This is a genomic window from Aquimarina sp. AU119, from assembly GCF_900312735.1.
Taxonomy (GTDB): domain Bacteria; phylum Bacteroidota; class Bacteroidia; order Flavobacteriales; family Flavobacteriaceae; genus Aquimarina; species Aquimarina algiphila.
In genome coordinates this window covers 93,440-109,661 of record NZ_OMPF01000023.1, presented here as the reverse complement: position 1 = coordinate 109,661, position 16,222 = coordinate 93,440, and the positions used below count along the sequence as shown (strand labels likewise).

The window sequence follows — 16,222 nt, the reverse complement described above, 5'->3', positions numbered from 1 at the left end:
TTTGATAATCCACTTTATAGTCCAATGATAATTTTTCTAATTCATCCTTTGGAATATAATTTAAAACTTCTGAAACCTTCATAGTTTCTCCCTAAATTACATAATTTTAAGGTTTCGAACACTTATGGTTTGTAACTTGTGCCTTTGTCAAACATTATAAAAATACAAAAGCTATGATACTAATCATACCATAGCTTTGTTTTGTCTACTTTATCATATCTTAACTTGCCTGGCTTTGATGGCACCCGTCATAGACGAGCGCTAGCTGGGGAAGTCGGGAGACATTCACGCAGCGTTTCGTTTTTATTTAATCACTCTTCGGAGAGCAGGGGCAACTTGTGCTTGTGCCTCTGTCTCGTCCTAAAATAGCTTCCCATGTCTTGTCATTTATAATAATTCAATAACATTTTACTTATCATTAAATCGGGTGTTGAATTATTTACTTTTGTTAATTTAAATTTCTTATTATATACTGTATAGGTATAAAAATAGTGTTCTACTCCAGTAGCAAAAGTTGGTATATAAATTTCATTCTTCTTTATTTTTTTAGAGGTAAAAAGTTTTCTTTTTTTACTTTTTTTTATTGGTTCAATCCAATTATTTGTCTTATCCCCCCAAAAAACAATCATCCCGTCTTTATAAAAAGAGTAGCCAACAAAGTCATTGTTATAAGTATCTGTTAACGAGCTTAAGGGTAATATATTTATTTTAACCTCATTTTTATTCTGACAAACAACAGATATAATCATATTATTTAAACTATCACCTGAAATATGGTTTTTTACTTTAGCATCTTCTATAACGTCAAAAAGAATTTTTTCTTTAATAATATGGGTTGATTTCAATTGACTAATTCCTTTGGTAATAGAACAACTAAAGAGAGTTAAAGAAACCAACAAAAAAAACATATCAATTCTTCTTACTACTATGAAATACGCTATGAACTTTTTGATTATCATAAAGAATATATTTTTCATTTTCCACGTCATATACATGATATTTAGCATTAATACCATAAACAGTATTGAATGCATGTGCTTGTGCCCTATCACCTGGATTATTATTTGGATTAAAAGTCACGGGGTCAAATCCTGAAGGGTTTGCATTTTCAAAACCTAACCCTAAATCATGAGCTTTCCCCCAATTATTATCAGGGTGGCTATGATTACTTTCTCTCCAATCATTAAATTTATTAAAAGTGATATATGAATTGTTAACAATTTGTAAATTATGAAAAGTTCCTGAGTAATGATTTGAAGTTCCTATATAATGTGCTCCAGAATTAGTACTAATATGTGCCCATTCTACATAGGTATTATCGCTTACAAATTCAAAGAATGCCTTTGGATTATCCCAATTATCATATAGAAAATATCTAGTTCCAGTTTCTAAACCTTTTCGCTTACCAAATCTATCAAATTTAGGCCATAAAAATGACGAAGAATTATCTAAAATCCCTTTTCTCAGTTCAATACTAGATCCATTATGTTCTGAAATTAGTATATCATAATTGTCATCTGTTCTAAGCACTAGTTCAATACTTCCATCTTCACCTAAAGCGTAAATATCATCTGTACTACCTCCATCAGGATCAATAAGTCTTATTGGATTATTTCCCATTCCTAGATATGGAGAAGAGAACTCACCATAAGGATCAGTAGTCAACCACCGTCCAATCCTTGCATCCCACAATCTAAGTTCAAACGCTTCCTTTCCAGTTTCAGGATCTTTTTCTTGTCCCTGGTAGGCGTATCTGTACCCTTCGGCTCCGCTCAGGGTACGGTTGGGCATTGGCATCCCAAAAGGATAGTAATCGGTTGCACTATTCATTGCCATCGCTTGTCCTTGCGGATTTCTGCCTACTACTGCTCTTACATTACCCAAATGATCAGTTAATTGATACAGATGTGTGCCGTCTGGTTTTCTAACCCCTAATCGACTTGCTCCATAAATGGTATTTTCTATCACTTGTCCATCGCGGTAAATCGCCATGGCTGTACCTGCTGCATCTCTAACATAATGCTCGGTATAGCTTAGATTTCCATTGCTCGGATTATAGGATTCTTTACGTACCCTATGTCCCTTGTCATTGTAAAAGAACTTGACCAGTGGTTGGTTATCTTTTTGTACCTCGGTCACCAAACCACTCGCATTGTAAATATAGGTAATATTTTCAGAAGTATTCTGTACCAATTGGCCAATACTATTATACACATAGTTATCCCCATCCTGGTCTTTGATGTCATCTGCATTGGTGGCACTTGTTACTGCATCATCCACTCGTAATAACTGATTAGGCTTATCGGTTTTATAGGTATAGGACAATTGATCCATCACATTACTCCTGCCCTCTGTTTGCTTATTACGATTAAGGGACTGGATATTACCATTAGCATCATAAGTGATACCATCTACCTTATAATCACCATTGATATTTATTGCAATTTCACCTGCTTCGACAATTACTTCTGTACCATCAATTTTTGCAGAAAAGCTACTCCCAGCTTTTGCATGAAATCCTGGTTCTATTGTGATGGCTACATTAGCCAATAGGTTTTTTGTACTTCCAGCATTAACAATCTCTGTCGTGGTAATATTATCCTGGGCCGCAGTACCGCCACCCACATACTCCACACTACGCGTAGTATTATAATGACCATAATCAGCTCTTTTTAACCAATTGTTGCGATCATACTGATAACTATAGGTATGTTCTTTATCTGGGATAGGGTTATAATCAGAATTCCATCGGATTCCTTTGATATTTCCGTTGTATTGGTTCACCCCATAGTTTGGGCTCTTTATATGATCCAACGGGCGTTGATAATCCTGGTTATGATAATCGATGATCATCCCAAATAAATCATTACCATCTCCTCCCGGATCTTTTGTACCTGCTAAACTGGGGTGGTTGATACTTTTTAGCGCTCCTTGTAAATTATATACATAATCTATCCCTTGTAATCCCTGGGCAATATTTGTTCGTTTTAATCCTCCGGTTTCATAATATTCGTAAGATGCATGCTCGGTAAAACTTGTATCATTGGTAGACGTCTCTACTTTAGTTAAGCTATAATCGTCTGCATCGTAAGTATATTTATGGATAAATTGTTCTGCAGCTATTCCTTTTTGATAGTACACTTTGGTCACCTGGCTTGTAATGGGATCATATACATAGTCTATGGTTTTTACCCCGGATAGCCCATTAATTTGCTGTATGATCCATTGTACCCTTCCATAGATATCGTAGCTATACCAAGTGGTGGTCGTTTCAGGATTTAATGTATAAGTTTTAGCCACATTACCTGCTACAAAAGATTGTTGGGCATAATTACTTTGCCTCGTATCACTGCCAAAGGCTGCTGCTAATCCTGTATTATCATGGTGGTCATATTGTGTAACATGTTGTTCTTTAGTAGTTCCAGAAGGTAAATCACCATCTGGATCACTGGTTGCAAAATTAGTATTTACAAGCACTCCACTTTCTACAGGACGTCCTCGTTGGTCATAATTCGTATAGGAGAACTCTCCTGCTGCGAGCTGTTTGCTATTTTGCGAAAATCGAATTTGCCCATCCTGACGATATTTGAATTTGGCCTCTCCTTCATCTGGGCTGGTAGTGGTTTCTAATTGCCCTAAAGCGTTATATTGGTATTCGCTTTTTAGCTTATTTAAAGGTTGATAAGATGATAATAAACGTCCTGTCTTATCATATTCATTAAGGCTATAATCATAATAGTTTTCGTTATACGTCACAGAAACTGTATTAGGTGTATAACTAGTTATATCACGAATTGCGACACGATAAAAACCATTAGGTAAACTTGCTGATGCCGTACTTATAATTTGTTCTGTAATCAGGTTATAAACATCGATAGCAACTCCGGCGGTATTGTTTATTTGTATCCCTGTACTTCCTGTTGGGATATGTACATCTACAAATCCTTGTGTACTGATTTGCACAGTAGATGGTCTCAATGTTGTATTTCCGCTTTCATTATCACTACGCGCAGCGGCCAAAGTCCTTCCATCTGTATCGGTAAACACGACATTCTCTACCCCATGTACATCACGAGCAATCGTTTTGATCACTTTATACGTATCGTATTTAGAATCTCCAAAAGCTATGGCTTTTGACAATTCTTGGCCGGCGGGCATAGAAAAGACATATCCATTCTTCCACTCATTATCGATTTTATTACCGCCGATTGTTTTCAAAGCAGCTCCTGGATTAAGATCACTATAGATGGTACGAGAATATGGGCGATCTGTAATATCCTGATAGGGTTCTGTTGTATTATTAGTACTGTAATACCAACCTAAAGTATTGTCTTGAGTTCCTACGACAGTGGGATTCTCGGGATTGTTTTCAAAATCTGCTGTGGTTAGTGTATTACCATTCGATTTTTGGATAAAATTTTCTCTATAGAAAAAATCCAGCCCAATATTACTATTAGTTGGGGCACTTAGTGTTTGTAGTGCAGGTCTCCCTTGACTATCATACAGCGTTTGTGATGCCCAGGTTTTACCAGTTTTAACATCTTTACTTTGTGACTGTACTCCCTTGCCTAACGCATCAAAATATGATTTGCTCTTTGCTACTTCTTTTCCGTTGATATCATATGTTGTAACTTTTATGGTATTCCAGGGTTCATCGACATCGCTCTCTCCTGATGGACAACCATTTTCCATACCAAATACTCCAGGGCATGTGTCACCATTATTAGACACATAAGTATTACCATCAGTTGGAGGTTCACAATTAGGGCTCACTACAACACTACCTTCTCCATATCCATCGCCATCAGCATCTACATACCAATTCGAATTTTGCCAATTAGAAGCATCATTATCATTACAATCATCATTATTGAGCACATAATTCCCTGCAGGCTTATAGCAACTTTTCACTCCGTTGTTACCTCGTTTTCCTTTTCCATCATTATCCTCATCAATAAACCAGGTCCTTTCATTAAATATATTCACATTAGTATCATCACAATCTCCACTCCTTCTTATATATCCTGAAGGTTGGGTACAACTTGTTGTAGTAACCGTATAAGAACCATAGGTATCCCCGTCTTGATCACGGTACCAAGTGACAGGGGTTTGTATAGTTTCATCATTATCGTTACAATCTCCAGCTTGAGTTACAACACCGGGTCGTGCTACATAGGTACATATGATTTCGGTAAAAACTGTAGCAGGATCACCCTTACCATCCTTATCATTATCCAAATATAAGGTTACTTCGAAAGGATATTGACAATTTATCGGATCTTCTTGTCCATACATTTTGGAAAACAAAACGCTACCAAAAACAAAACAAAATATTATAAATTTTTTCATTATATCATTCATTTAAAATATAAATTAATAGCTTGATTAGTATTGGATTCCTGTATTACCATCTCCTCCTTCTCCACCACCCGTATTACAGTACCCTAAATAAAAAGTCTGTATCGATTTATTCTGATTGGTTACATTATCTCTCACTTCGGCAATAAAGTAGACTCGATTACATAGTTCATCAACTACATTTATTGTAGTGGAATTTCCCCAAGGACCAAACATCAAATTTGAATTTGATTCACCGGGATTACCCACTGCCCATCGATAGGAATAATTACCACTACCATTATAAGGCTGAGCAGTTATTGTAGCTGTTAATCCATTAATTTGTATTCCTAGACTTAAGTTAAGAGGCGGTTCTATTTCATTACCATCTGTTGTACAACCAATATTTTTATAATGATATTCTGTTTCCTGAGTTGGTTTTAGACCTCCTACTATTCCAGTAGCATCCACCGTTTCAGAAAGTGTTCTAATCAACCTTCCTGTATCATCATATTCATATTGTGTAGCTAGATTATTTGCTCCAAGGATATAACTTAGTTCATCCCATTCATTATATACATAACTAGTCATGTTAGACGAAACCGGATGCAATCTAAAATCATCCATATCAGTTGCACCAGAAGATTGTACGCTTACGATAGTCTGACTTGTAGGGATATCTATATATCCATTTAGTAAGGTCCAATTACCAGCAGTTACACTTTCATTAGTATTAAAAGGAGTATTTGTGCCTTGAACACGCATACTTACATTACTTTCTTGTCCTTTACGTACCCAAACTGACATTTTAAATTTTGATTTTTCACCTACTCGATCTGGATCTGCTGGTAAGGTTACTTCGAAACCTGCTCCTCCATTTACTCTTACTATATGTGTACCCGTATGAGCATCTGCAACTTCGATTGCGCTACCAGAAGTTTTTACTTCACCATCAAAATCAGTAGCACTTCCTGCAACAGTATATTCTGCTCCGCTATAGAACATCTCTGTATATTTTGCATTGGCTACTGCGATTACTTTGGTATCATCATCCCCCATTTTGGTAGCCACACTATTTCCATTAATATCTGATGATTCTAATGGCATCGAATAATGGTCATATAAATTTGTCGTTGATGTCTTCATCCATTTTGGATTAGTTTGCGTACCGTTCCATTGGAACCCATCAAATTCTCCAGTATACCCTACATAAGCACCATCGGCATCTATATCGCCTTTCCAAATATAACTCTCATGCTTACGCCAGATTTTTTCTGCATCACTTGTTGGTGTATGGGTGGTTCCATCCTGATTGTGGTAGGTCCAATCTTTATTCCAGGTCTCAATTCCTGCTCCTACAGTTTTCCATACAGACCCCACCTTAATTTGGGTAAGACTTCCAGTGGTCTGAGCAAGCATATTTTTGTTTGCAAGGTCATCAACTTTGCTTCCCATTTGGCTATACTGCTTATATGCAGGAATTACTACTGACTTTATTTCTGTTTGGTCACTTAATACTCTTGATGTCTCTATAACTTTCCCAGAAACAGGATCAAAATTATCATAACTTACTTCTTCTTTTATATTGTTAGTGACATTAACTTGTCTTTTTAGCGCTGGAGCATATGTGATTTTGGTACTTCCTCCTATTAACCAATTGAAATCATAATTAGTCCATATTCTATTATTACGTTCAAAATAATTATCAATATTAATAGTTTCTCTATACGATTGAAAAGATACTTGTTCTATACCTTGATTGTTAGGTCGATTATTTTTATCAAAATATTCACTTTGAGATATTGATATCAATTGATCAACTTCATTATAAATTTTCAATTCCTTTAATTGACCTATTGCACTCAAATTATCGTGTATCGTAGTCTCTCTCAAATTTGACAAGGCTAATATATTATATCCATACGCACCGTCTATAAATGCATTTTCCTGTTCTCTTTCCTCAACAACTATTTCATACAAATCACCAAAACGTATCGCATCTGCATCTTTCCCTTTCAGTACATTAAATGTATATTCTGATTTACCTATCTGCCTATTGTTATTGTCGGAATTTACCACACTAACCTTTTCATATGTTACTTTTGGGGCTGGTAATTCTGAAGCATAAGGAATAGGAACATTATTATCATTAGGAATAAAAGATACAATTCCTGAAGATCTATATGACGAATTCTCAGGGTCTTGATTATATCCTTCTTGATTATAAAAATATTGTGTTGCGTAATTAGTTAAACCATCTCCAACACTAAGCTTTTTAACTCTAATATCTCCTTCTTTTTGATCAAAAACATCTTTATTCCCAATTACCTTAAAAACTAAGGAATATGCATTACCATCTCCATCTGCTCTCCAAACCAACTCATATCTTGGTTTCTTTTCATTCTCGCCATAACCTCCATTTGCATTTATTGCTGAAACTGGATTTACTGCCGTTCGAAAATCTTCATTTCGATATGGACTAGAAGCTAGTACTTCTATAATCATATAATTACTTGCCGGATTCCATTCTACTATATCTGCATATTGTTCATTAATATCAATAGTGAATCTACTATATCCCTGCCCAGGATAATTTCTTACTCCAGAGAACCACATATCTACAAACATTTTTCTACTGGGGTCAAAATAATCAGATAACCTAAGCCCTTCTGCCATAGAATCGTTTGAATCTATTCCTACCTGTATTCGTATTTTTTCTTTAGGTGAATCTATAGGATTGTTTCCTGCTGATGGAACTGTTAAAAAACTAAAATTCAACTCTCTAGAAAATAATCTTCCTAATTGTAATGCAGGTTGATGAAAATCATCAGATTCGTATGTCACATCAATCGTCCCTCCTTCTGGAGTGGTAATACTTTTTAATGACCAATCCCAAGGAACAGTATCTACATATCCCCAATCATTTTTATTTTCTAAGTCAAATGTGGTTTGATTGTAATAATCAAATCTATATGGAGGAATACACCCTTTATTCCTTTTCCCTTTGAAGGATACATCATTTAATGTTAACCTTCCATTAAGCACTGTATTAGGTGTGCCCTGAACTAATGATGTCACTGAGTTTCTATAGTCTAAATCTATCACTTTAACCGCTTTGTCCAGTACCTCATTTGATATGTCGCTAGTGTTAAAAACATTACCCCATAAATTATAGCTATGGCTTTTCATAACACTATTAGGGCTAGGAAACATAGTAGAAACAACGGATCCTTCATTTTCATTACCTTTACTTAAGGTTATAGCATCTGCGTTTTTAAGCAATATTATACGATCTAATTTCAACAATTGTTGAGAAGGTATTTTAAACCGTTCTGTAAATGCACTTGCAGCATTATTCCAATCTACAGAATTGTATTTAAATTCATGCCCGACTGCATCATAGCGTAATGACTTACTAAAAACAGCTGTATGAGTTCTGGTTTTTATTTGATCCAGATAATAAACATCCTTATATCCTTCAATTCGTGTCTTTACACCTTCTTCATCATCAGACTCAATATAGTCTTTACCATAGGGCACTTTCCAGGCATAAGCCTCAGACCATTTACCATAATCAAATTCTACCCAATATCCATAATCTGAATTATCAACTTTGCCATTTGAATTCATATCAATATAATCTGGTCCCGTTACAGCAGTTAATAACCAATGCGTAGCATATGGCGTTTCCTGTAATTTTTCAAAATATGCATCTTTTTCCTCTTTATTTTTTACCGTTCCAGTTGTTCTAGTAGCTGTTACATAATTGTATACTGGTAATGAATAATGATATCTTTTACCGTCAGTACTTACAACAGTAAAAGCAGCAATAGCTTCATCTTGATGCTGAGAAATTTGATATTGATTTCTAGAGTACATATACCCCTTTTGAAGTGCTATATTTATGTTGTTTTTTAATTCCTCATTTGTATAATGAGTAACATAATTTCCTGTCATTCTTCTACCAAGTCCATTAGCTTCTGATGATTGGTGAAAAGATAGTAGATCAGTATTTGTAGTATTAAAATTAAAAGAAGCTTTAGGAGTTCCTAAATATGAAGCAAATTCATTTTTAAAATAAAAAGAAGGAGCGCTTTCAAATGTAAATCTAGTATCTCCACTTACCTGAGAAACACCATCTATAATATCATATCTCCTGTACAATGGATGGTCCTTTTCTAAACTAAACAAACTTCCATTTTCATAATAACGAAGATCTAAATTACCTGAAATTCCTTGTGCTTGTACATTATATCCATCGATATTAGGTAAAACAATATTATTTTTGTTCAAATCTGTATAATGATAATTATCTAATGGAAATTCATTAACATCCATAAAGTATTTTACTCCTTCCACAATTTCACATGAACATCTTTGATTTATCTCTGGATTATTCTTTCCTGCACAAAAATCTTGTTCAGCAAATAATAATAAATTCTGAGCTTCTTGTTGTGAAAATACAGGAGGATATTCTTTTATATCATAAGAAAGAGTACTATCAGAAAAACCACATCGCACTCTATAAACATTCTCTAAGGGCTTATGAAAATATAAAGGACCATTAACATAGTCTATTTCATTTTTATTAAGGTCCCATTTTATTTTTTGTTTACCAAAACCTACAGAAAAGACTCCAATAGGGCTTGCTATTCCAATATTAGCATTATTCCCAGATGTATAAACTGTGTAATCGTCTGAACTAATAGAGTTTTCAATCCCTACACTGGAGTTTGTTCCTGCATTTGTTGTCTTGCTATAACTACCGTTAGAGCCCACAATACCTACTCCACTATTACTAAGGTTAAAATTTAACCCTAAATTATTGTTTTTGGCGGATTCTGGAGAAAGTCCGACACCACTATTACTACCTATTGAAATACCTGTACTATTATCTGCTGCATAACTTGAATTAGTCCTAGCATTTCCCGAATTAGTTGCTGACAACCCAAAAGACATCCCTCCAGAAACATAACCCAAACCGACAGAAGTCCCTCTATTTCCTATGTTTAAGTTCCCTCCTAAACCTGCGACACCTAATCCCAAATTCACATTTCCTCCTAATGATTTATTCGTGCCCCATGAGAACCCCAACCCAACCGAAACGACTCCAATTGGCGAACTATAATTAATATTTAATGAAGATGTTGATTCAACACCTCCTCTATCATAAAAGAACTCTTCAATTCCCTCCATACGATAGTCATCGGGAAAACCATTAACTGTTCTATTTATAGCTCCTGGATTTAAATTCCACCCTAAACCAACCCAAGAAGCTTCCTGATCCATGGCAATACCAGCATGATATGATAATGCAATAGGATACCCTCCTTCTGGACTAGGTACATTAAGTAACGGCAATACATATGAAAAGTCACCCGTTAATAGATTTACCATATCGGTAGCATCTACAGGTTCGAAACTTGCCGCCTCTGGAGCATTAGGACCATTATTATTAGCCCATAACTGGTTGTACGGAATTAACGTCTGTAGAAAGGTTAATGTAAAGAATAGCGCAATTGCCCGGTGAGAGATTGAGGTCCGAGGTTGGGAGTCCGAGGTTTGATGTCCAGTATCGGATGATCGATGACCGATGACCGAAGTCTGAGGTCGGGAGTCTGAGGTTGGGAGTCCGGGGTCGGAAGACCGATGACCGAAGCCAGATACACTAAAACTAAAGCTGGAAGACCGAAGTCGGATGACCAAAGCTTTTAGTTTCTTTTGAAGGAATAGTATGCTTTTTTTCATTAGGTGAATGATTTTGATATTTCTAGTTTATTTTATGTCGGGTGACTGATGTCTGATGTCCGATGTTTTATTTTTATATCCGAAGCTGGTAGCAAGTCTAAAGACTATTGACCGAAGTCGGATGTATTTCTATATATGCACTTTCACAACACTTCGACAAGCTCAGTGTGACTACTTTTTGTCAGAAGTTGGAAGTTGGATGACCGAAGTCAGGTGTCCGAGGTTTTTGATGACGCTTCTCTTCCATCTTCAATCTTCAGACTTCGGTCTTCGGTCTTCAAGCATCCGTCTCAAAACTTCAGTTTTGGTTCATTATTCATAATTTTTGTTGGGATTTTAAATTTTACTTCTCCCGTATACAACCCTACATCTCCTACTGTAAATGTCATGAACTCTGCATTTGTTACTTTTTCTTCTCTAGGGTATACAAATAACATTGTGGTTGCTCCACTTGTTCCATACATTCTTGGATATATATAATCTGCCATTATGATCGTATCTTTTTTAGGAGTATACAGATGCACTTTTTCCTCCATCCCAAAAGCTAATTCATTAACCATGGCTCCAAATCGTTGCTTATCCTTTGCCACGTTGCTTAATAATTCCTGATTATTTTTGGACATTGATAAAGTGAAATACAAATACTTTTTATATTTATTTCGTAAACTATCAATTTCGCCCTCGCTAGGCTTTCCTGTAATTTCCTGATGTACTAGTATATCTGTCGGCTTATATAGCAATGAAAAATCAACTCCATTTACGGTTTTCGTATACACATATTCATTACCTGGTTCTTTGATATATACTAATAATGCCTCTGAAGAATCAAAGGTTTTGGTGGAGCAGGAGGTTAGAAGAACATATCCTGTTAAAATTATGATTAGTTTGTTCAAATTATCTGTTTTATTTTTTGTCCGAAGTCGGAAGTCCGAGGTCGGATGTTATTTATTTTGGAAGTTCTTTGGACTTATCTATCTTTTTGGCTTGCCTCTTCGGACTTCGGTCATCTGACTTACATCATTTAATTTTCTTTTTAAAAGCTATCATCATATTCATTAATTCGAAACTTTTACTATAATGTTTGTCAAATTCTTCATTAGAAATATATTCTCGTCTTTTGGCTTTGTGAAAACATGTTACTGCTTCTGCTAAAGAACGGATTGCATATCCCATAAATCTTTTAAACTCAGGATTTGTTTGTCCGATCGATCCTTCTGATATATTCAAAGCAATAGAATCAACTGCTCTTGAAGTTTGAGAAGTCAAATTATACATTTCTCTTTTTGGAAACTTTTTTGTTATCTTATATAATTCTTCTCCAAAATCCATTGCTTTTTGCCAAATGATCAACTTTTCGAATTTGAATTTCATATTGTTCTATTTTTGTCCGATGTTCGAAGTCGGGTGTCAGGGATCTTAACTTCCGACATCGGTCTTTAGGCTTCTGACTTTACTCTCCTTCAAATTCTGCATTGAGTTCCTTTAGAACTACCTCGGTTAAATCAGCAGATTCTTCTCCATACATGATAGTTCCGTTTCCTGTTGCTCCAAAGATTACTTTGTATCCATTTTTCTTGCCATATTCTTTTACAAAATCATTGATATCGTTAATCACAGTCTGTGTCACCTTCTTATCTTCTTCTACCAATTGTTTTTGTACGGCTTGCTGATAATTATTAATCTGCTGTTGTTTGTTTGCAAGCAACTCTTGTTTTAACTCCAGCTCTTTTTTACTCATATCGCTTCGCTCTTTCTCATAAGCTTTGAGTTCTGTTTGCCAACTCCCAATTAAGCTATCGACATTGGCTTTCATGGTTTTGGCTTTTTCATCAAATTCTGATTTTATAATTGCTGTTCTTTTATACCCTTCTAATAGTTTATTTACATCAACATATACTAATTCTGAAGAAGATTGTTGGTAAAAGAAAGACGCCACAGATGCTATAAGGGCAATTAAGGCAATAGGTAATGCTAGTTTATTCATTTTTTGTTTTTATGTCCGAAGTCAGATGATCGAAGTCCGAAGTTTTTATTAAGTTAAAAGCTAGATACGGGTGACCGAAGACAGATGCTGGAAGTCGGATGATCCATACCAGAAACTAATTCTTCTGTCATCCGACCTCGGACTTCTTTATTTATTATTCATTAATACGGTTTCTATTTTTGTCAATCGAGTTTCTAAATCTTTGTTTATTTTTTGCTGCTCCTGCAATTTTTTCTCTTGGTTAATGGTATACAGTGTAAGTTCCTCTATCTTTTCGAGTAGTTTCATATTCATTAGCCCTAGCTCAACACCATTAGTTTCCATTTCGGTAGCAGATGGTACGTTAGGTAAATGACCATTTTCTTTAATATGTTGCTGTACTTCTTCGATAGTTAATAATTTGTAGTCTTTGGTAAACACATAATCAGGAGCGGGAACACTCAAATCAACTTTTACTTCTTCTGCATGGATTTTACCTTTTACAGTAAGTTTGGAATCTGGAGTCTTGGTTCCTACACCTACATTACCATTAAATGATACTGTTTTAGGTCTAAAATTTAAAGGAACACTTTCATATACTCCATCTCCCCATGTACTTATTTCCATTGTATTTCGAGATTCATACCATCCCACAAGCATTCTCTTGGTTTCTGAAGCATTAGATAATTTCATTTGCCAAGTATCACCACCCGTTATATCCAATCCAAGATCGGGGGTAGTTGTTCCGATACCTACATTACCTTTCTGATCTATTATCATTGCAGTTTTAGAACCTAAAACATATGCATCTGTAGTAGCAAAGTACATTTTTGTCCCATAACTACCATCACTTCTAACATAAATACCGGCTTGAGCATTTTCTCCATTAGATGTATCAGAAGCTCCGAATGTTATTGCACTTCCAAAATGGTCACTTGAATTTTCTGGGTCTAAATGGATTGAACCTGTTGATAATCCTGGAATCGTTTGACCCCAATTATTTGACCCTCCAGAAACTTGTAATTTTGATGTTGGCGAGGTCGTTCCTATTCCCACATTACCACTGGCAGGAAATGTATTGGTTTGCGCTATACTTAGTACCGACATAAGTAATAGGATACTGAATAGAATGTTTTTCATTATCTTAATTATTTTTTGGTTATTAAGCCAGAAGACTGATGACCGGAGTCTGAAGTTTGGGATTTGTTTTACCCTCTGACTTCTGTCCTCATACTTCCGACTTTATTCATTTATCAATTCTGTTATTCTTAATAAAGATGGTTTAGTACGTCTTCTATTCTGGGGTCCTAAAAGAAGCCGCAAATGTATACATCTTATTATAAAACCATAGTGTATGTTTTAAATTATGGCTACAATCTTAATACTTCATAATTTCTGTTAACATCTGTCTTTTATAAAAGTTTGATTATCTTTATAACCGTTCTTTAAAAATCCTCCCAAACCCTAATTAAGGGAGGACTTAAGCATTGCAAAAAATCAGTCAGTCACTGAAATAATGAAGGGGATGGGTAACCCCCATCACTTATCCAATACTCATCCTAACCTATAGTCCTACCCTGATTAGGAATGAGTCATTGGGTAGTGTTTTTATATCTTCATTGTATTGTTTTATTTTGTTTCACATCGCAATATTAAAACATGCCAGTTTCATTTTTCGGGACTGGGAAAAAAATTTTTATTTTTTTTCGTTTTTAATTTTATCGATAGAAGTATATGCCTCAGCAACGTAAAATGTTACCAAATCATTGACATCTTTGTACTATATCATCAATGCAAAAAAGTATTAAAAGCAAATACCGATATTCAACGAAATAAGTTCGGCTTGCCTTTTTGAATGTTTTTTCCAATTTTCAAAATAGTGTCTCACTTAATTAGCATAGTTTTAACTTTTACCCTATTCTTTTAATATCTTGAATATGTATACCTTTACAGGGATCAATGAGTATTAATAACTTCATCTTTGATTTACACCATTTTCAACTTAAAATAGAAGAATGCAACATCAAAAACATCACTTTGATCTTTCTGAAGACATCACTTATCTTAATGGGGCATACATGGCTCCTCAATTAAAATCAGTAACAGAAGTTGGACTTTCTTCTGTTGTTAAGAAGTCAAAACCTAATGAAATTTTACCAGAAGATTTTTTCACTCAAAAAGAAATTCTAAAACAACGTTTTGCCACTTTGGTCGATGCGCCAGACTATAAAAACATGGCTATAATCCCTTCTGTTTCTTATGGTATTGCAAATGCAGCAAATAATGTTACTATTCAAAAAGGGAGTGAAATTATACTTGTAGATGAACAATTCCCCAGTAATGTATATATCTGGCGAGAGATTGCTCAAAAACACGATGCGTTTATCACGATTATCAAGCCTCCTTTAGATTTTAAAAATCGTGGTGCAATATGGAATCAAAATATCCTTAATGCGATTACAGAAAAGACAGCAGTTGTTGCCATGTGCAATGTGCATTGGGCAGATGGGACTTTATTTGATCTAAAAAACATAAGAGCAAAAACCAAAACCGTTGACGCTTCTTTAATTATTGATGGCACACAAAGTATTGGCGCTTTACCTTTTTCTGTTGCAGAAATCCAACCAGATGCATTAATATGTGGAGGTTATAAATGGATGTTAGGACCATACTCTATCGGAATGGCCTACTACAGTGATGCTTTTAATGACGGAACCCCTATCGAACATAATTGGATGAGTCGTTATAATAGCGAAGATTTCTCTAAATTGACTCAATATGAAGATCGTTATCAAGAAAAAGCTGCTCGATATTCGGTAGGCGAATCCAGCAATTTTGTATTAACCCCAATGTTGATTCGAGCTATCGAACAATTAATAGAATGGTCACCGGCTGCTATACAAGAATATTGCAAAACAATATCTGCATCTGCAATACAAAAGCTTAGAGATCTAGGATGCTTTATCGAAGATGATCTTCATAGGGCTCATCATCTCTTCGGAATTTATTTCCCTGAACATATGGATGTTGAAAAACTGAACGCAAAATTAAAGCAAGAAAATATTATTGTCTCATTCAGAGGTAATGCCATGCGTGTTTCTCCAAATGTATATAATGACACAGCAGATTTTGATCGGTTAATCCATCAATTCAATTAAGAAATTTATGATCTCT

General features: G+C 35.1%; 8 protein-coding genes. 1 reads left to right on the top strand and 7 read right to left on the bottom strand.

Going from position 1 to position 16,222, the window contains the following annotated elements; genetic code table 11:
* Nucleotides 1-383: 383 nt before the first annotated feature.
* From DK442_RS21395 to DK442_RS21365, 7 genes are all read right to left on the bottom strand, one after another.
* Nucleotides 384-959, bottom strand: coding sequence for a hypothetical protein (locus DK442_RS21395; protein WP_160114288.1), 576 nt, complete (start codon nucleotides 957-959; stop codon nucleotides 384-386).
* Complete coding sequence (locus DK442_RS21390; protein WP_160114287.1) at nucleotides 910-5,349, bottom strand: RHS repeat domain-containing protein; 4,440 nt, start codon at nucleotides 5,347-5,349, stop codon at nucleotides 910-912. Before DK442_RS21390 ends, DK442_RS21395 begins: the two co-directional genes overlap by 50 nt.
* A 36-nt stretch (nucleotides 5,350-5,385) precedes the next feature.
* Nucleotides 5,386-11,085: a hypothetical protein gene (locus DK442_RS21385; protein ID WP_160114286.1), complete on the bottom strand. Its 5,700-nt coding sequence runs from the start codon at nucleotides 11,083-11,085 to the stop codon at nucleotides 5,386-5,388.
* 290 nt (nucleotides 11,086-11,375) lie between these two features.
* Nucleotides 11,376-11,978, bottom strand: coding sequence for a hypothetical protein (locus tag DK442_RS21380; protein ID WP_109437955.1), 603 nt, complete (start codon nucleotides 11,976-11,978; stop codon nucleotides 11,376-11,378).
* Between the two features lie 124 nt (nucleotides 11,979-12,102).
* Nucleotides 12,103-12,456, bottom strand: coding sequence for a four helix bundle protein (locus DK442_RS21375; protein ID WP_109437954.1), 354 nt, complete (start codon nucleotides 12,454-12,456; stop codon nucleotides 12,103-12,105).
* A 79-nt stretch (nucleotides 12,457-12,535) separates the two neighbouring features.
* Nucleotides 12,536-13,069: an OmpH family outer membrane protein gene (locus DK442_RS21370; protein WP_109437953.1), complete on the bottom strand. Its 534-nt coding sequence runs from the start codon at nucleotides 13,067-13,069 to the stop codon at nucleotides 12,536-12,538.
* A 147-nt stretch (nucleotides 13,070-13,216) separates the two neighbouring features.
* Nucleotides 13,217-14,188: a tail fiber protein gene (locus tag DK442_RS21365; protein ID WP_109437952.1), complete on the bottom strand. Its 972-nt coding sequence runs from the start codon at nucleotides 14,186-14,188 to the stop codon at nucleotides 13,217-13,219.
* 875 nt (nucleotides 14,189-15,063) lie between these two features.
* Here DK442_RS21365 and DK442_RS21360 point away from each other — a divergent pair.
* Nucleotides 15,064-16,206, top strand: a complete 1,143-nt coding sequence (locus tag DK442_RS21360; protein WP_109437951.1) for an aminotransferase class V-fold PLP-dependent enzyme — start codon at nucleotides 15,064-15,066, stop codon at nucleotides 16,204-16,206.
* Nucleotides 16,207-16,222 lie beyond the last annotated feature (16 nt).

What these genes read in the sequence shown, in the direction of transcription:
- DK442_RS21395 (WP_160114288.1), bottom strand. Translation starts at nt 959, where the DNA reads ATGATAATCAAAAAGTTCATAGCGTATTTCATAGTAGTAAGAAGAATT.
- DK442_RS21390 (WP_160114287.1), bottom strand. Translation starts at nt 5,349, where the DNA reads ATGAAAAAATTTATAATATTTTGTTTTGTTTTTGGTAGCGTTTTGTTT.
- DK442_RS21385 (WP_160114286.1), bottom strand. Translation starts at nt 11,085, where the DNA reads ATGAAAAAAAGCATACTATTCCTTCAAAAGAAACTAAAAGCTTTGGTC.
- DK442_RS21375 (WP_109437954.1), bottom strand. Translation starts at nt 12,456, where the DNA reads ATGAAATTCAAATTCGAAAAGTTGATCATTTGGCAAAAAGCAATGGAT.
- DK442_RS21370 (WP_109437953.1), bottom strand. Translation starts at nt 13,069, where the DNA reads ATGAATAAACTAGCATTACCTATTGCCTTAATTGCCCTTATAGCATCT.
- DK442_RS21365 (WP_109437952.1), bottom strand. Translation starts at nt 14,188, where the DNA reads ATGAAAAACATTCTATTCAGTATCCTATTACTTATGTCGGTACTAAGT.
- DK442_RS21360 (WP_109437951.1), top strand. Translation starts at nt 15,064, where the DNA reads ATGCAACATCAAAAACATCACTTTGATCTTTCTGAAGACATCACTTAT.